Below are 16,014 nucleotides of genomic sequence, written 5' to 3' on the forward strand. Positions count from 1 at the left end.
GCCGGCCGGGGCGGTCGTCTCGGGCTCGAAGAGGGGATCGCTCATGGGGTGTTGTCCTAGCGGTCGGGGGTGGGGGTGAGGTTCAGACCGGGCAACAGATCCTGGATAAGGGCACTTAAACACACGTATACTTCACGCCCATCTGTACCGCAATACTGGACAGGGGTTTTGCATGCGAAAGTTTTTCGCAGACACAGTGCCGCAAAGACGCCAATAGCGTCTCGTTAGTCTCACCGCTACGCGGCTGGGCGTCCAGTATTGACGCACAAAGATCGCAGCCAGTATCTTCGATCGAGCCCCGGTATGCTCCCTTCCTGTCCAGTACCACTCAACGCAACGCCCGAGAACGGAAGCAGACCATGAAGCCGAAGAGCGAGCCGGGATCGAAGGACGCCCTCGTCGCCGTAGGGGCGGAGCTTCGGCGGACGCGCCGCGGCGCCGGGCTCTCGTTGCGAGAGCTCGCCACCCGGTCAGGGCTCTCCCCGAGTTTCCTGTCACTCGTCGAACGCGGCGAGTGCTCGCTCTCCCTGACCTCGCTCTTCGCCATCGCGGACGCGCTGGACGTGGCGCCCGCGACGCTGCTCGGCGCCGAGGTGGCCGCGACCGCCCAGCCCAAGGAATATTCACTCTGGTGCGGCACGTCCGCGGCGGCGACCGGCCATGTCGTCGTAGGCGAGCGCGAGTATTTCCACTTCCACCCCGGCTTCGACGGCCGGCGGCTCGACTCGATGGTCGTCCGGATCCATCCGACCTCCGTGATGGCGCCGCTCTCCGTCCATGAGGGCGAGGAGGTCGCCTACATCCTGTCCGGCGAGCTCCACCTCCGGATCCGAGGCGACGAACTGACGCTCAGAACCGGCGACGCGGTTCACTTCCCGTCCACGGTCCCCCACACCATGGCCAACCACACCGACACGGTCACCGAAGCCCTGTGGGTACGGACTCATCCGGCACCTGCCCACTGACCTTCCCCGCGCTGATACGAACTGGCTCAGAGAACTGGCTCAGAAAGGCACAACCATGGTCCAACGTCGCGTCATCGTCATCGGCAGTGGCATCGCGGGCGCCTCGTTCGCCTTCGCGGCGGCCCGCAGGGGAGCCGCGGTCACGATCATCGACTCGGCCGAGACGGGTCAGGCGACCGCGGCGAGCGCCGGCATCATCGCGCCCTGGGCCTCGGCGACCGACGGCGTCTTCTACGACCTCTACGCCGCGGGCGCCGCCTTCTATCCCGAGGTCCTGGCCCGTCTGGACGACGCCGGCGTCACCAGGACCGAGTACCGGCGTACGGGGGCGCTGGTCGTCGGCGCGGATCTGGAGAAGCTCCAGGAGACCCACGACCGGGTCGCGATCCGGGCGCGCGCGGCCGGAGCCGTCGCCGGGACCGTGGAGCGCATCGGCAACGATGACGTGCGCGCGCTGTTCCCGCCGCTCGCTCGTGAGCTCGAGGGCGTGCACATCTCCGGCGGCGCCAGGGTGGACGGGCGCACCATGTGCTCCGCCCTGCTCACGGCCGCGCGACGGGCGGGCGCGACATCGCTGTCCGGCACGGCGCACCTCACACCGGACCCGCGTGGAGTCCCGGCCCTGGAGGTGAACGGTGAGCGGATCGAGGCGGACGACATCGTGATCGCGGCGGGCGCCTGGACGAACGTCGTGCTCAAGCCGTTCGGCATCCAGGTGCCCGTGGCGCCGCAGCGCGGGCAGATCACTCATCTCCGCGTGGAGGGCGTGGACACCAGCGGCTGGCCGTCCGTTCGCCCGCTCTCCAGTCACTACATGGTCGCGTTCGACGACTCCAGAGTGGCGATCGGGGCCACCCGCGAGACCGGCAGCGGGTTCGATCCCCGTGTCACCGCCGCCGGTCAGCTGGAAGTCCTCCAGGACGCTCTGCGGATCGCCCCTGGCCTGGCGGATGCGACCTTCATCGAGACCCGCGTCGGTCTCCGGCCGTTGCCCGACGGGCACCTGCCCGTGATCGGCCCGGTGCCGGACACGCCTGGGCTGCACGTCCTGTCCGGGTTCGGCGCGGCGGGACTGACGATGGGCCCGTTCGCCGGCGACGCCCTGGCACGAGCCGTGCTGGAGGACAGGCCGCCGGCCGAGATCGCCGCCTTCGCCCCAGCCCCTTGAGCCGCTCGCCCGGCGCGAGCGCCGCGCAGGCCTGGTACCCGGTGTGCCGGGACCGCCCGTCACCTGCGCGGAGCCGTTGAAGGAAGGACGGTAGGCGACGCGCCGCTGCGACGGATGCAGGAAGACCCGCCACACGGCGAACGGCTTGCTGAGGATGTCGGTCAGCTCGTCGAGGCTGGTGACCAGGGTGATGCGGGTGGTGGTGGCGATCGCCACCGCGAGGTTCTGCTCGGCCTCCGGCGAGGCGTCGGCGGGTCGGCGCTCGGCCACGACGTCGCGGTAGACCTCGTCGGGAGAGAAGCCGTGCGCAGGTGTCCGTTAGACACGCAGAACGGTGACCTGGCGGCCGGAAGGGGTGGTTGTTCGCTCGAAACCGCCTCGTGCCTTCCAGGGTGGGGCCTCGGGGCGCCGGTCGAAGATCACCAGCACGCCGGTGGGAAGGGTGAGCCGGTCCAGATACCGGTCGAGCTGCGCGAGACCGTCGGGCAGCGGGTCGTTCTCGTTCGCTCGCCAGACCTTCAGCTCCATGGCCTCCCGCTGCATCAGCCGCTCGCCGTCGGGGCCGGTGTAGGGCCAGCGAACCAGCACGTCCAGGCGTTTGGTGCCCGCCGCGTACTCCCGGTCGAGCTGGCCTCCGCCGTTCACCAGCCGGTGCAGGAAGGCCATGAGGATGATCTGGCAGGCGGCCTCGTGGTAGCCCTCCTGCCGGATGAGCACCTCGCCGTGCTCGCGCCAGAACACGACGAACTCCTCCAGCAGGCGTGGCAGGTCGAACCGGCCGTCCGGGAGCACGAAGCTGTGCGGGTCGGCCTTCACGAACCGCTCCGTGCGATCGCCCAGGACTCGTAGCAGGACCTCTCGGTAGATGGGGTTTGCGATCTGCATATCTCTGGTTCCCCGGATGAGGCCCAGATCGTGAACATAGGAGACGTCATCGTCGAAAGCAGTGTCCGTGTCTGGCCACGTTCCCGCCACGATCGGTTCGATCACCCGTTCCACCCGTGGTTCGTGCAGTCGCGCCACGAGGGCGTCCAGGTGAGTGGCTCGCTTCCGGATGAGCCGCTCCTTGGCCTCTTCCACCTGCCCGGCAGTTATGGCGTCAGCCACGCCCATCCGGAAGGTGATCTCATAGGCGAGGGCGTTGACCAGCCACGGCTGTCCCTGGGTCAGCTCGAAGACCCGGTCCACCGCGTCATTGGTGAACGCCTGGCCGGTCGCCTGGGTGTGCTGGCCGTACAGCTCGGTGATCTGGTCGGCGGTGAAGTCGCCCAGGCGCAGCGACTCGGTGACGATGTTGAACGGGCTGGCCGGATTCGACCGGCCGGGGCCGCCGCCCGAGGCGACCTTGTAGTCACGCACGTCGCGCAGCCCGCACAGCACCACGGACGCGGGGAACGGACGTCCCTTCGGCCGCGCGTTGTGGCCGTCGCGGAGCTGGCTGAGGATGCTGACCATGCTGGTGCCCTGCAGGGCGTCGATCTCGTCGAGGAACAGCACCACCCGGCGCGGGCAGCGGCGACACCACTCACGCAGCGCCGCACGGAGCCGGCTGCCCGGGGAGGACTGCGGCCAGGGATTCGGCGGCAGCAGCTCCTCTGGCCATCCCGACCCTTCGGCGGCCTCGCGGAGGGAATCCAGCAGAAGCGACTCCGCCCAGCCGACGTCGTCGCCGGCCGCCTTGGCACTCTCGCAGGAAAACATCAGGGCGGTGATGTTGCCCTGGGTGTTCAGCTCGGAGGCCAGAGTGTCCAGTGTGGTCGTCTTCCCGGTCTGCCGGGGCGCGTGCAGCACGAAGTAACGCTCCATCTCGATGAGCACGCGCGCCTGCGGGAGCCGTTGCGTGGGGGGCAGCATGTAGTGGCGCTCGGGGCCGCACGGGCCGGTGGTGTTGAAGTATCTCGCTCGGGGTGGCCGCATGGTCACATTCTGCCATCGCCTTACTTCTGGGTGTCTGGGACAAGGGAATCACGCACTTTGGATCGGGCCTTGTCGGCCCTTGGGGTCACTCGTGCTCGCCGAGCCGGAACCAGACCGTTCCGCCGGTCTCGTCGTGCTGGGATCCCCATTCGTCGGCGAGCAGGTCCACCAGCCACAGGCCGCGGCCTCCGTCGTCATCGAGGGTGGGGGTACGGACAGCGGGGGTGGTGGTGGAGGAGCCGGCATCCGTCACCTCTGCCTGGACGGTCGCGTCCATGCGGGTGATCTGGACCGTCACCTTGCCGTCAGGGGTGCGGCCGGAGTCGGAGTGAGCGATGGCGTTGGTGACCACTTCGCTCAGCAAGAGGAGCACGTCATCGAGGACAGGCGACGGGGTGCCGAGGCACAGCAGGGAGCGCGCCCATACCTCGTCGTCACCGGCAGCCCCGGCCTGGGCGTCAAGAGGGTGTCGGACCTGCGCGCTAGCGGCCTATGACGGCCCTATGGCAGGGTCAGGGCGGCTTCCAGGAGGAGGGCGCCGGCGCCCAGTAACGCCGCGTCGCGGCCGGCTCGGGCCGGGGCTATTTCGAGGTCGCGGGTGGCCAGGGGGAGGCAGCGTTCCCAGACGGCGGCGCGGATGGAGGTGATCAACGGTTCGGCGGCCGACAGGCTGCCGCCCACCGCCACCACGTCCGGGTTGAAGAAGTTGACCAGGACCGTGAGCACCTCGCCGATACGGCGGCCGGCGTTGCGGACCAGACTGGTGGCCTCCGGGACGGCGTCGTTGACCAGGCCGACGATGTCCGCCGGGCGGGTCACCTCGATGCCCGCCTCCGACAGGGCCGTCATCAGGGCGGCGCCGCTCGCGTACGCCTCCAGGCAGTCCGGGTGGCCGCAGGCGCAGATGACCGAGGAGTCGGAGCGGACGCGTACGTGGCTGATGTCGCCGGCCGCGCCCCTGCCGCGGTGCAGGCGGCCGCCCACGATGACGCCGCAGCCGATGCCCGTCCCCGCCTTGACCACCATCAGGTTCTCGCGGTCCGGCCACCGGCGTGCCTCGCCCGCGGCCATCAGGTTCGCGTCGTTCTCGACGAGGATCGGCAGGTCGTAGCGGGTGGCGAGGTGGCCGGCGACGGGGAAGTCGTTCCAGCCTGGCATGCGTGACGGGGTGACGACGCGCAGGGTGAGCGGATCGACGGGACCGGGGATGCCGGCGCAGACGCCGCGCAGCGGCACTTCGGCTGGTACGCGCGCCGCCACCACCTCGTCGAGCGCGTCCGCGACGCGGTCGAGCGTGGCCCTGGGGCCGTCGGCGATCTCGCAGGGTCGCTCCTCGACCAGGAGCGGGGTGCCGCTGAGGTCGAGCAGCCCGAGGCGTACGTGGTGGGCGCCCAGGTCGGCGACGGCCAGCACGCCGGCCGTGGGGGACAGGCGCAGGCGGCGCGGACGGCGGCCGCCGCGGGACGTGCCCGAGCCCTCCTCGGCCAGGAGCCGCGCGTCGATGAGCTCCTCGACGCGGAGCGAGACACTGGACGCGGCCAGGCCGGATAAGCGGGCCAGGTCGGCGCGTGACTCGGCCTTGCCGGTGGCGACGAGTCGCAGCAGGTCGCCCTGTGCCCCCTGCACGGGCAGCCGCTGATTCATGTGAGATACCTACCATGTCCAGACTTCAGCCGACAACGTGTTGACTTGCTACGAAATTTCCTACTACGGTCCCGCATATCTTCGAAATCGAAGGAAGTGACCTGGTCATGAATAGGTTTGTCGCCGTCGCCGCCCTCTCCCTGTTAGCCCTCACGGCGTGCGGTGAGTCGAGCAGTCCCGCCGTACCCGGGGAGTCCCAGAAGGCCGATGTTCTCGCCAAGGCGCCGGTCGCGGCGGCGGCCGAGATCCTGCCCGGCTCCACCATGGAGAAGATCAAGCAGCGGGGCGAGCTCCTGGTGGGCGGCTCGCTGGACGCGCCCCTGCTCTCCCAGCAGAACCCCGTCACCGGCGAGGTCGAGGGGTTCGACGCGCAGATGGGCAAGGCGCTGGCCACGTACATCCTGGGCGAGCCCAAGGTGAAGATCGTCAACTCGGCGTCGGAGACGCGGGAGGCGCTGCTCGCCAACGGCACCGTGGACGTGGTCTTCCAGACGTACACGATCACGGAGGAGCGGGCCGAGCAGGTCTCGTTCGCGGGGCCGTACTACACCTCCGGTCTGACGATCGCGGTGAAGAAGGGGACGACCGGCATCGCCAAGCCGGAGGACCTGAACGGCAAGAAGGTGCTGGCGGGGGCGAACACCCCGGCCATCCCGGCGATCAAGAAGCTGGCGCCGCAGGCCGAGATCATCACGTTCGGCAGCGACCCGGAGTGCGTACAGGCGCTCAAGCAGGACCGGGGTGTCGCCTATGTGCAGGATGAGACGATTCTGATCGCCGACGCGCAGAAGGATCCGTCGATCCAGATCGTGACGAAGCCGTTCACCACCGATCCGTACGGCATCGGGCTCAAGCACGGCGACGAGCAGTTCAAGACGTTCACGAACGCGTGGCTGAAGAAGATGCGGGACACCGGCGTCTGGCAGGAGATCTGGAAGAGCTCCATCGGCACGGTCGTGACCGGCGAGGCTCCGGCGCCGCCCGAGATCGGCTCCGTTCCGGGGTCCTGATGTCCTTCCTCCTCGACCACCTGCCCGAGCTGTGGCAGGGGCTGATCGTGACGGTCCAGCTCACCGCCGCGTCCTTCGCCGGCGCGGCGGTGCTGGGCCTGCTGGTCTGCGCCCTGCGCGTCAGCCCGGTACGGGTGCTGCGCGCCCTCGGCACCTCCTACGTCGAGACGCTGCAGAACCTGCCCCTGCTCGTGCTGCTGGTGCTGGCGGTGTTCGGCCTGCCGGAGATCGGCATCCAGGCGGACCTGCTGGTCACGGCCATCGTCGTCATCGCCGCGTACGAGGCCGCCTACATCGCCGAGGCGCTGCGCTCGGGCGTGAACTCCGTGTCGAAGGGGCAGGGTGAGGCGGCGCGGGCGATCGGGCTGACGTTCGGCCAGTCGCTGCGGCACGTGGTCCTGCCGCAGGCGCTGCGCACGGTCGTCCAGCCGCTCGGCAACATCTTCATCGCGACCGCCATGAACACCTCGCTCGCCGCCGCCGTCGGAGTCGTCGACCTGACCGCGGCGGCCAACCGGGTGAACCTGGTCGAGGCGCAACCCATCCCGATCTTCGTGGGCGCGGGGCTGGCGTACGCGTTGATCTCGGCCGCCGCCGGGTTCGTCACCGGCAGGCTCGAACGCCGGCTGGTGGTCCTGCGATGAGTGTCCTGTTCGACGAGCCGGGGCCCAGGTCGCGCCGGCGCATCCGGGTCGCGACCGTGCTCGGCACGCTGGCGGCGGTCGCGCTCGCCGCCCTGGCCGTGCGGCAGTTCGCCGCCAACGGGCAACTCGACGCCGGGCGCTGGCAGCCGTACGCGACGTGGCCCATGTGGCGTTACCTGCTGGACGGGCTGTGGTCGACGTTCCTCGCGGCCGTCGTCGCGGCGGCGCTGTCCATGGCGTTCGGACTGGTCCTGGCGCTGGGGCGGCTGTCGCCCCGGGCGTGGGTGCGCGGCCCGGCCGCCGCCTACGTCGAGGTGGTCCGGGTCGTCCCCGCGCTGCTGCTGGTGTACGTGGTGCTGTTCGCCCTGCCGCGGTACGGGCTCGACCTGCCGCTGTTCTGGAAACTGGTCGTGCCGCTGACGGTCTCGAACGCGGCCGCGTACGCGGAGATCCTGCGCGCCGGCATCAAGTCGGTCGAACGCGGCCAGAGCGAGGCGGGCCTGTCCGTCGGCCTCACCCGGTTCCAGGCCATGCGCCTGATCGTGCTGCCGCAGGCCGCCCGCCGGGTGCTGCCGTCGATCGTCAGCCAGTCCGTCGGCCTGCTGAAGGACACCTCGCTCGGTTTCGTCGTCAGCTACGGCGAGCTGCTCTACAGCGGCAAGGTCCTGGCCGCCTACAACGGCCTGCTCATCCAGACGTACCTGGTCGTCGCGCTGATCTACCTGGTGGTCAACGCGTCGCTGTCCAAGCTGGCGCGCACGCTGGAGGCCCGCCAGCCCGTAACGCTCAGAAGGAGGATCGTACGTGCCTGAACTCGCCGTGCTCGCCGAGGTGATCCGCTCAGGATTCGTGGAGAGCGTGCACTATGGCAGCGCCGTCGGCCTCGATCCGTCGGGGCGGGCCGAGGTGACGCTCGGCCGGGTGGACGCGCCGGTGCTGCCACGCTCGTCGGCCAAGCCGTTCCAGGCGCTGGCCTGCCTCGTCGCGGGCGCTGCCCTGGCGGGGCGGCGGCTGGCGATCGCGGCGGGCAGTCACACGGGCGAGGACTTCCACGTGGGGCTGGTACGCGAGCTGCTCGCCGACTACGGCCTGACCACCGGGGCGCTGGCCTGCCCGCCGTCGTGGCCCGAGGACAGGCCCACGATGGAGGAGCTGATCAGGCAGGGCGCCGGCGTCTCCCGCGAGCGCATGAACTGCTCGGGCAAGCACGCCGCCATGCTGGCCGCCTGCGTGGCCAACGGCTGGGACGTGGCCGGCTACCTGTCGCCCGAGCATCCCCTGCAGCTCCGGGTGCGTTCGGTCACCGAGGAGCTGGCGGAGGAGAAGACCGCGCACGTGGTGGTGGACGGGTGCGGGGCGCCGCTGTTCGGGTGCTCGCTGACCGGCCTGGCGCGGGCGGCGCGGGCCCTGGTGGTGGCCGCGCCGGGCAGCGGTCCTCGGCAGGTCGCCGACGCGATGCGCGCGTACCCCGAGTACGTCGGCGGCACCGGCCACCAGAACACCGAGCTGATGCGGGCATTGCCCGGCGCGGTGGCCAAGGGCGGCGCGGAGGGGGTGCTGGTGGTGGCGCTGGAGTCGGGGCACGCGGCGGCGGTGAAGGTCATCGACGGCAGCCCGCGCGCCACCACGGCGATCGCGCTCGCGGTGCTGCGCCTGATGGGCTGCGACGTCACGTCCGCCGGCGCGTTCGAGCACGTCGACGTGCTGGGCGGCGGCGTCCCCGTGGGACGGATCGTGACCAGAACGGCTTAGAGCGCGCCGCTGGGCCGGATCGTGACCAGGACGGCTGGAGCGCGCCGCTGGGCCGGGTCGTGACCAGGACGGCTTCTGGGATGAGTCGTGACCAGATTGGCTCAGAGCGCGCCGCCGCAGCCCTCCGTGAGCCCGGTCGCCGGGTCGTCGCCGGACTGCTTGGCGCTCTTCTTCCCGGGCTTCTTCTGTGACGGCCCGGGTGAGGCGGCCTGCGCCGAGGCGGTGGCGGCGACGGCCGGCCTCTTGGCGGCCGCGTCGCGCAGGGCCTTGTCCGCGATGCCGCGGATCTTCTCCCAGTCGGGGTAGCCGGTGTTGATCAGCGGCGGTACGAACTGCACGCTCGACACCTTGGCGTCCTTGACCTTCAGCGCGAGCGGCACCAGGTTCTTGAGCATCCGCCGCGGGATGTCGGTCCTGATGAGCTCCTTGGCGGCGACCGCGATCTGGTTGAACCTGGTCAGCACCGTGGCCGGGTCCGCCTGGTCGAGGATGGCGCCGAGCACGCACCGCTGGCGGCGCATCCTGGTGAAGTCGTCGCTGTACGTGCGCGAGCGGGCGTACCACATGGCGTCGGCGCCCTTCAGCTTCCGTGTGCCCGCCTTCACCAGCCCCTCGTTGTACTTGCCGAACACGACGTCCTTCTCGACGTTGATCGTGACGCCGCCGATGGCGTCGATGAGGCGGGCGAAGCCCCACATGTTCACCAGGGCGTACCAGTCGACCTTGACGCCGAGGGTGTAGCCGATGGTGTCCATGAGTACCTTGGCGCCCTGATGCTGCTTGCCGCCGAAGAGCTCCGGGTGCCCGTCGGCGTACTCCCAGACGCTGTTGAGCAGGTCGCTGCTTCCGCCGCCGGCGTCGGGGGGCAGGCTGAAACCGTTCGGGAAGCGCTGGGCCATCGGGGTGCCGGGACGGAAGCGGACGTCCTCGAGGTTGCGCGGCAGGCTGAACAGCACGGTGTTGCCCGACTGCACGTCGATGCTGGCCAGGTTCATGCTGTCGGTACGCACGCCGGTCCTGTTGTCGTCGGCGTCGCCGCCCAGGAGCAGGATGTTGACCCGCCGCTGTCCGCCCCACGGATCGTCGGGGCTTTCCGCCGGGGCCGCGGCCGGCGTCTCGTCGTCAGATGGATTCTGGAAGATGTCGTTGAGCGTCTTCTGGGAGGTCCACACGAAATTGGCGACCCACCCGAACGGCACCACCACCGCGACGGCGAGCAGCCCGGCGAGCACGCCGCTGACGATCTGGCCGTTCTGCGGCAGCCGTCCTGGCCGCAGCACCGCGAACGAGTGCACGATCAGGGCGAACCACGCCAGCCCGAGCACGACGGCGCCGATTACGATGGCCGTCAGCCACGAGTCCTCGGTCAGGGAGCCCAGCAGGTTGTCGGTCGTCAGCCCGATCGCCAGCAACGCCAGCAGGCCGGCGGCGTAGCAGCCGAGCAGGACGAGACCGGTCCTGCGCCGGCCGGCGCGCAGGTGGGCGGCGCCTGGCGCCACTGCCGCCAGCACCAGCCAGCCCAGCACCGCTCCCATGCTCACGGGTTCCCTTGCCTGCCGCACCGCCAACCCCGTCTCCCCGTCGAACTTCTCACGTTAGGGCCGGCCCGCGAACTTTCACCGTAGGGCCGGGTAGAGGCGGCAGCCTACGGGCCGAATACGAAATATGTCTTTATCGTTTGGTGAACATCAGTAGCCGAATACCATTCGGGGCATGGGCTTCGCCGAGATCGCGTACTAGGTGACCGATCGCGTCGCCACGATCACATTGAACCGTCCCGAGCGGCTGAATTCCTTCACCTTTGCCATGCGCGGAGAGTTGCTCGCGGCCTTTGACCTGGCCGATGCCGACGACGACGTACGCGCGGTCGTGGTGACCGGAGCCGGCCGGGCCTTCTGCGCGGGCGCCGACCTGAGCGGCGGAGGCGGCACGTTCGGGCACCGCGATCCCGCCTCGCCGCGCGATCCCGCCTCACCGGGCGAGACGGGCGAGACGGGCCGCGACCGGCCGCGGAGGCGCTGGAGGGGCGGCTGGTGTCACGGGTGTATCCGGCCGGCGACTGCCCGCGGCGTACGCGCTGGCCCGCGAGATCGCCGCGAACACCTCGCCGGTGTCCGTGGCGGCGATCCGCAGACTGATGTGGTCCGGCCTGTCGGCGGCCTCGCCGTGGGAGGCGCACGCCGCCGACTCCCGGCTCATGTCGGAGCTGGGCGGCGCGCCGGACGCGGTGGAGGGGGTGACGGCGTTCCTGGAGAAACGGCCGGCCGAATTCCCGATGAAGGTGAGCGCGGACCTGCCATCCGGGATGCCGTCCTGGCCGGAGGATCCCTATGGTGTCTAGCATGTACGAGATCACCGTTCTGAACCTCCCGGATGACTTCGAGGGCGAGGTCGTGGCCACCCTCGTCTCCAGGACGGCTGGATCCCGGCGCGCGGTGCTCTACCTGCACGGGTTCACCGACTACTTCTTCCAGGACCACCTGGCCGACCACTACCTCCAGCGCGGCATCGACTTCTACGCGCTCGACCTGCGCAAATACGGCCGTTCCCTGCGGCCGCACCAGACCAGGGGCCTGATCAGGAGCGTCACCGACTACTTCCCGGAGATCGACGAGGCCGTCCGCCTCATCAAGCGCGACCACGACGAGCTGACGATCAACGCCCATTCGACCGGCGGCCTGGTCGCCGCCCTGTGGGCCGACCGGGTCAGGGGCCGTGGCCTGGTGCAGGGGCTCGCGCTGAACAGCCCGTTCTTCGACCTGAACGTGTCCGCTCCGCTCCGCGTGGCCGCCGACCTGCTGAAGACGCCGCTGTCGTACACGCGCAGAGTGCTCCCACTGGGCGTCAGCACCGTGTACGGGCAGAGCCTGCACCGCAGCGAGCAGGGCGAGTGGGAGTACGACCTGGAGCTCAAGCCGCTGTCCGGCTTCTCGGTGCACGCCATGTGGCTGGCCGCGATCCGCCGCGCGCAGCGGCGCCTGCACGCGGGGCTCGCGGTCGACGTGCCGGTCCTCGTCCTCGCCTCCGCCACCGGCCTGCGTGTGCGCGACTTCGTGCCCGAGGCGCGCTCGGCCGACGTCGTGCTCGATCCCCAGCAGATCGCCCGCTGGTCGTCGTCGGTGGGGCCGCATGTGACGTGCGTGCGGATCGCCGACGGCCTGCACGATCTGGTGCTGTCGGCCGAGCCGGCGCGCAAGCAGGTGTTCGCCGAGCTGGACCGCTGGATGAACGCCTACGTCCACCAGGGCGCCGCGTAGCACGACCAGGACGGGTCTCGTAGCACCAACAAGGGGAACTCGTCCAGAAGAACTCGTAGCACTACCAGGGGAACGAGAACAGCCCGTAGTACGCCGCCGCCACCATCAGCAGCCCCGTGCCGCCGAGCACGCCCGCGACGGCCACGTGCTGCCACCGGCTCGGCCGCATGCCCTCGCGCAGCGCCGACACGAACGCGGCCACCGCCGTGACCTCCTGGATCAGCATGAGCACGGCCAGCACGCGGATGAGGAGCCAGCCGGCCAGCACCGCAGGCCAGGCGCCGGCCTGGTTGACCGAGAACAGCACCAGCAGCGTGATGAACGCCACCACCGACGCCAGCAGGCCCAGGCTCGTCCACGCCATCCGGACCAGCCGCCGCCTGATCGGCGGCCACAGCCGGGCGTTGGTCTCCACGGGGGTGCGGGGGCGGCCGCGCAGGCGTACGACCATGGCGGCGACCGGGCCGGCCACGTAGCCGACGGCAGCCAGGCAGATCGTCAGCCCGAGCATCGTGCCGCCCGCGTACCAGGGGGCGGCGGGCACGTCGCTGGCCTCGAACCGCTGCACCGGGGTCGCGCCCGCCATGTGCACCGAGGGCCTGCCCGTGCCGGGCAGGCCGATGATCCAGCTGGCCAGCGTCTCGAGGTAACCGGCGGTGAAGTCGCCACCTGCGACCCGCATGGCGTGGTCGCCGTTGGCCATGAAGCGAATGGTGTAGTGGTCGTTGCCCGCCTTGCCGAGCGAGGTGACGAGCGCCTGGGTGGACTCGACGAAGGGGATAGACGGATCGGTGGTGCCGTAGAACGCCAGGACCGGCTGCTTGATCTGGCTTAACGCGGGCAGCGCGTCGTAGCGCAGGAAGTCGAAGCCGACCCCGCCCATCGCCCTGGTCAGCAGGTCGCGCGCGCCGATGGGGGCGCGCAGCCTGAGCAGTTGCTCGTTCAGCGCCCACGCGACCTGCCTGAGCGGGGAGACGTTCGGCGAGGACACCAGCACGATGAACCCCACCGCCGCGCTCTTGGCCGCCGCGATCGGCACCACCCAGCCGCCCTCGCTGACGCCCCACACGCCGACGCGGGCCGGGTCGACCTCCGGACGGGTCCGCAGGTACTCCACCATGCGCAGCGCGTCGTCGGCGAGCAGCCCGAAGTCACGCTCGCGGAAGTCGTAGCCGACCGTGCGCTTGTCGAACGCGATCGTCACCACGCCCGCCTTGGCCAGGAACTCCGCCTGCGGCGTGAACTCCGTACGCGAGCCGTTGCCCGACCCCGACACGAACACCATCGCCGGATGCCGGCCCGGCGTGGTCGGCACACGCAGCGTGCCGTCGAGCCGCTGGCCCTCCGCGGGGAGCGAGATCTCCTGCCTGCGGATCGGGTCGACCGCCACCACAGGCCGCAGCTCGTGCGAGGGCTGCGGCGGAATCGCCTCGAAGGCTGGATCCACCTTGAGCGGCGGCGGGTCGAACGCGGGTGGCAACACGTATCCGACCGACGCGAGAACCACCAGCACCAGACCGGCGGCGACGCTCAAGGTGCCACGGCCAGTGCGCATTGGCCTCCCCATGTGCGTTGGTTTGCCCGCTGATCGCCAGCCTACTCCCGGCGTCTGGGGCAGGTGATAACGCTTTTGTCAGTGAGAGCTGTTAGCTTCCTGCGACATGCGGATCCTGCACACCTCCGACTGGCATCTCGGGCGTTCGTTCCACCGCGAGAGCCTGCTCTCGGGGCAGGCGGCGTTCGTCGACCACCTGGTGGAGACGGTGCGGGCCGAGCAAGTCGACGTGGTCGCGATCGCCGGTGACGTCTACGACCGAGCGCTGCCGCCGGTCGACGCGGTCGCCCTGCTCGACGAGGCGCTCGCGCGCGTGCGCGCGGCGGGCGCGCGGGTGGTGCTGATCAGCGGCAACCACGACTCGGCGCTGCGGCTCAGGTTCGGATCGGCGCTGTTCGAGGCGTCCGGCGTCCACGTGCGCACCGCGCCGGACCGGTCCTGGGCGCCGGTGCTGGTCGGCGACGTGGCCTTCTACGGCATCCCCTACCTGGAGCCCGAGCTGGTCCGGACGCCGTGGGAGCTGGCCGACCGCGGTCACACGGCCGCGATCACGTACGCGATGGACCGGGTCAGAGCCGATGCCGCGCACCATCGTGCCTCGGTGGTGTTGTCCCACTGCTTCGTCACGGGTGGGCAGGCGAGTGACAGCGAGCGCGACATCAGCGTGGGCGGGGTGGCCCACGTCCCGCTGGCGGCCTTCGACGGGGTCGACTACGTCGCGCTCGGCCACCTGCACGGGCGGCAGCGGATGTCGGAGACGGTGCGTTATTCGGGCTCGCCGCTCGCCTACTCCTTCTCCGAGGCGGGCCACGTCAAGGGCTCGTGGCTGGTCACGCTCGGTTCGGGCGCGGAGTTCGTGCCCGCGCCGGTGCCGCGGCCGGTCGGCCGGCTGCGCGGGGAGCTGGACGACCTCCTCGCCTCCCCGGCGCACACCGGCCTCGAAGACCATTGGCTGCAGATCACCCTCACCGACGCCGTCCGCCCCAAGTCCGCGATGGACCGGCTGCGTGCCCGCTTCCCCCACACCCTCGCCCTCGCCTTCGACCCGGCCGGCGCCCTTCCCGCCGCCGAGCCCGTGCGCCTCAGCGGGCGGCCCGAGGCGGAGGTGGCCCTCGACTTCGTTCGCGAGGTTCGCGGCGAGCCTGCCGCACCTGAGGAGGAAGACCTGCTAAGACAGGCCATCGAGGCGTCGAGGGTCAAGGAGACGATGGCGTAGATGCGGCCGCACCGGCTTTCGCTCACGGCTTTCGGGTCGTTCCCCGGCACCGAGACGGTCGACTTCGACGCGCTGGCCGAGGCGGGCCTGTTCCTCGTGCACGGGCCGACGGGGGCGGGCAAGACCACGATCCTCGACGCGCTCTGCTTCGCCCTCTACGGCCAGGTCCCCGGGCAGCGCAACAGCGCCCGCAGCCTGCGCTGCGACCACGCTCCCGCCTCGGCCGGGCCGTCGGTCACGCTGGAGGTCTCGATCCGCGGCCGCTTATTCCGCATCCAGCGCTCGCCATCTTGGCAGCGTCCCAAGCTGCGCGGGACGGGGATCACCGAGGAGAAGTCCAAGGTCGTCGTCGCCGAGTGGCGGGGGTCCTGCTGGCAGGGGCTCACGACGCGGCTGGACGAGGCGGGCGACCTGGTGGGCGGGCTGCTGGGCATGAACGCCGACCAGTTCTGCCAGGTGGCGATGCTGCCGCAGGGCGACTTCGCCAAGTTCCTGCGCGCCGACGGAGACGACCGCTCCAAGCTGCTGGAGCGGCTCTTCACGGTCAAGGTCTTCACCCAGGCGGAGTCGTGGCTCGCCGAGCACCGCAAACTGGCGGGGCGGGCGGCGCAGGAGCTCCGGCAGCAGGTCGACTTCGCCATCAAACGCCTGGAGGAAGCCGCCGGCACCGGGCAGGCCGGTATGGCTGGGGTGCCGGGTGCCGAGGGTGGGCAGGCCGGTGCGGCCGTCATGCCCGGTGGCGATGGCGGGAAGGCCGGTGTGGTGGGCATGCCAGTTGGCGAGGGTGGGGAGGCGTTCGATTCCGAGAGTGATCCGTTGGGGTGGGCGGGGGCGTTGCTCGATGCCGCGCGGGCCGTCGTGGCGCGCACCGAGCGGGAGCATGAGG

Annotated in this window: 16 protein-coding genes and 1 pseudogene; 12 read left to right on the forward strand and 5 right to left on the reverse strand. The window is 70.5% G+C overall.

Going from position 1 to position 16,014, the window contains the following annotated elements; translation table 11 throughout:
* Positions 1-359: 359 nt before the first annotated feature.
* From ITP53_RS33990 to ITP53_RS34000, 3 genes are all read left to right on the forward strand, one after another.
* The gene (locus ITP53_RS33990; protein ID WP_195899556.1) at positions 360-965 is read left to right on the forward strand and encodes a helix-turn-helix domain-containing protein; all 606 of its coding nucleotides are present in this window, start codon (positions 360-362) and stop codon (positions 963-965) included.
* A 55-nt stretch (positions 966-1,020) separates the two neighbouring features.
* The gene (locus ITP53_RS33995; protein ID WP_195899557.1) at positions 1,021-2,133 is read left to right on the forward strand and encodes an NAD(P)/FAD-dependent oxidoreductase; all 1,113 of its coding nucleotides are present in this window, start codon (positions 1,021-1,023) and stop codon (positions 2,131-2,133) included.
* Positions 2,134-2,278: 145 nt separating this feature from the next.
* Positions 2,279-2,416 carry a hypothetical protein gene (locus ITP53_RS34000; RefSeq protein ID WP_195899558.1) on the forward strand — a complete coding sequence of 46 codons (138 nt, stop codon included), beginning with the start codon at positions 2,279-2,281 and terminating at the stop codon, positions 2,414-2,416.
* Between the two features lie 35 nt (positions 2,417-2,451).
* Here the strand turns inward: ITP53_RS34000 and ITP53_RS34005 are convergent, their stop codons facing one another.
* The 3 genes from ITP53_RS34005 to ITP53_RS34015 all read right to left on the reverse strand — a co-directional run bounded on the left by ITP53_RS34005 (position 2,452) and on the right by ITP53_RS34015 (position 5,694).
* Positions 2,452-4,050: an ATP-binding protein gene (locus ITP53_RS34005; protein WP_207756787.1), complete on the reverse strand. Its 1,599-nt coding sequence runs from the start codon at positions 4,048-4,050 to the stop codon at positions 2,452-2,454.
* Between the two features lie 85 nt (positions 4,051-4,135).
* Complete coding sequence (locus tag ITP53_RS34010; protein WP_328816643.1) at positions 4,136-4,462, reverse strand: ATP-binding protein; 327 nt, start codon at positions 4,460-4,462, stop codon at positions 4,136-4,138.
* Positions 4,463-4,551: 89 nt separating this feature from the next.
* Positions 4,552-5,694, reverse strand: a complete 1,143-nt coding sequence (locus ITP53_RS34015) for an ROK family protein (protein WP_207756789.1) — start codon at positions 5,692-5,694, stop codon at positions 4,552-4,554.
* Positions 5,695-5,801: 107 nt separating this feature from the next.
* On the opposite strand from ITP53_RS34015, the gene ITP53_RS34020 reads away from it, so the two are divergent.
* The 4 genes from ITP53_RS34020 to ITP53_RS34035 are packed head-to-tail and all read left to right on the forward strand — an operon-like array spanning position 5,802 to position 9,100.
* Positions 5,802-6,704, forward strand: a complete 903-nt coding sequence (locus tag ITP53_RS34020) for a glutamate ABC transporter substrate-binding protein (protein ID WP_195899560.1) — start codon at positions 5,802-5,804, stop codon at positions 6,702-6,704.
* Positions 6,704-7,348: an amino acid ABC transporter permease gene (locus ITP53_RS34025; RefSeq protein WP_195899561.1), complete on the forward strand. Its 645-nt coding sequence runs from the start codon at positions 6,704-6,706 to the stop codon at positions 7,346-7,348. Before ITP53_RS34020 ends, ITP53_RS34025 begins: the two co-directional genes overlap by 1 nt.
* Positions 7,345-8,160 (forward strand): amino acid ABC transporter permease, encoded by an 816-nt coding sequence (locus ITP53_RS34030; RefSeq protein ID WP_195899562.1) that lies wholly within the window; start codon positions 7,345-7,347, stop codon positions 8,158-8,160. Before ITP53_RS34025 ends, ITP53_RS34030 begins: the two co-directional genes overlap by 4 nt.
* Positions 8,153-9,100: an asparaginase gene (locus tag ITP53_RS34035; protein WP_195899563.1), complete on the forward strand. Its 948-nt coding sequence runs from the start codon at positions 8,153-8,155 to the stop codon at positions 9,098-9,100. The genes ITP53_RS34030 and ITP53_RS34035 overlap by 8 nt, the downstream gene beginning before the upstream one ends.
* A gap of 101 nt (positions 9,101-9,201) precedes the next feature.
* On the opposite strand, the gene ITP53_RS34040 is transcribed toward ITP53_RS34035, so the two are convergent.
* Positions 9,202-10,635: an LCP family protein gene (locus tag ITP53_RS34040; RefSeq protein WP_207756791.1), complete on the reverse strand. Its 1,434-nt coding sequence runs from the start codon at positions 10,633-10,635 to the stop codon at positions 9,202-9,204.
* A gap of 271 nt (positions 10,636-10,906) precedes the next feature.
* Here ITP53_RS34040 and ITP53_RS60545 point away from each other — a divergent pair.
* From ITP53_RS60545 to ITP53_RS34050, 3 genes and pseudogenes are all read left to right on the forward strand, one after another.
* Positions 10,907-10,966: pseudogene (locus ITP53_RS60545) on the forward strand (hypothetical protein); the annotation flags it as partial.
* A 244-nt stretch (positions 10,967-11,210) separates the two neighbouring features.
* A complete protein-coding gene (locus ITP53_RS60550; RefSeq protein ID WP_328816646.1) occupies positions 11,211-11,441 on the forward strand; it encodes a Clp protease/crotonase-like domain-containing protein in 231 nt (76 codons plus the stop codon).
* A 1-nt stretch (position 11,442) separates the two neighbouring features.
* Positions 11,443-12,357 (forward strand): alpha/beta hydrolase, encoded by a 915-nt coding sequence (locus ITP53_RS34050; protein WP_236051461.1) that lies wholly within the window; start codon positions 11,443-11,445, stop codon positions 12,355-12,357.
* A 61-nt stretch (positions 12,358-12,418) separates the two neighbouring features.
* On the opposite strand, the gene ITP53_RS34055 is transcribed toward ITP53_RS34050, so the two are convergent.
* Positions 12,419-13,912, reverse strand: a complete 1,494-nt coding sequence (locus ITP53_RS34055; protein WP_195899566.1) for an alpha/beta hydrolase family protein — start codon at positions 13,910-13,912, stop codon at positions 12,419-12,421.
* A 106-nt stretch (positions 13,913-14,018) separates the two neighbouring features.
* Here ITP53_RS34055 and ITP53_RS34060 point away from each other — a divergent pair, with 106 nt between their 5' ends.
* Both ITP53_RS34060 and ITP53_RS34065 read left to right on the forward strand, forming a co-directional pair.
* Positions 14,019-15,128, forward strand: a complete 1,110-nt coding sequence (locus tag ITP53_RS34060; RefSeq protein ID WP_195899567.1) for an exonuclease SbcCD subunit D — start codon at positions 14,019-14,021, stop codon at positions 15,126-15,128.
* A partial coding sequence (locus ITP53_RS34065) for an AAA family ATPase (RefSeq protein WP_236051462.1) occupies positions 15,129-16,014 on the forward strand: 886 nt, incomplete at its 3' end.

The sequence above is a fragment of the Nonomuraea cypriaca genome (genome assembly GCF_015645445.1).
Taxonomy (GTDB): domain Bacteria; phylum Actinomycetota; class Actinomycetes; order Streptosporangiales; family Streptosporangiaceae; genus Nonomuraea; species Nonomuraea cypriaca.

What these genes read in the sequence shown, in the direction of transcription:
- ITP53_RS33990 (WP_195899556.1), top strand. Translation starts at nt 360, where the DNA reads ATGAAGCCGAAGAGCGAGCCGGGATCGAAGGACGCCCTCGTCGCCGTA.
- ITP53_RS34030 (WP_195899562.1), top strand. Translation starts at nt 7,345, where the DNA reads ATGAGTGTCCTGTTCGACGAGCCGGGGCCCAGGTCGCGCCGGCGCATC.
- ITP53_RS34055 (WP_195899566.1), bottom strand. Translation starts at nt 13,912, where the DNA reads ATGCGCACTGGCCGTGGCACCTTGAGCGTCGCCGCCGGTCTGGTGCTG.
- ITP53_RS34020 (WP_195899560.1), top strand. Translation starts at nt 5,802, where the DNA reads ATGAATAGGTTTGTCGCCGTCGCCGCCCTCTCCCTGTTAGCCCTCACG.
- ITP53_RS34005 (WP_207756787.1), bottom strand. Translation starts at nt 4,050, where the DNA reads ATGCGGCCACCCCGAGCGAGATACTTCAACACCACCGGCCCGTGCGGC.
- ITP53_RS34025 (WP_195899561.1), top strand. Translation starts at nt 6,704, where the DNA reads ATGTCCTTCCTCCTCGACCACCTGCCCGAGCTGTGGCAGGGGCTGATC.
- ITP53_RS34050 (WP_236051461.1), top strand. Translation starts at nt 11,443, where the DNA reads ATGTACGAGATCACCGTTCTGAACCTCCCGGATGACTTCGAGGGCGAG.
- ITP53_RS33995 (WP_195899557.1), top strand. Translation starts at nt 1,021, where the DNA reads ATGGTCCAACGTCGCGTCATCGTCATCGGCAGTGGCATCGCGGGCGCC.
- ITP53_RS34060 (WP_195899567.1), top strand. Translation starts at nt 14,019, where the DNA reads ATGCGGATCCTGCACACCTCCGACTGGCATCTCGGGCGTTCGTTCCAC.
- ITP53_RS34040 (WP_207756791.1), bottom strand. Translation starts at nt 10,635, where the DNA reads ATGGGAGCGGTGCTGGGCTGGCTGGTGCTGGCGGCAGTGGCGCCAGGC.
- ITP53_RS34015 (WP_207756789.1), bottom strand. Translation starts at nt 5,694, where the DNA reads ATGAATCAGCGGCTGCCCGTGCAGGGGGCACAGGGCGACCTGCTGCGA.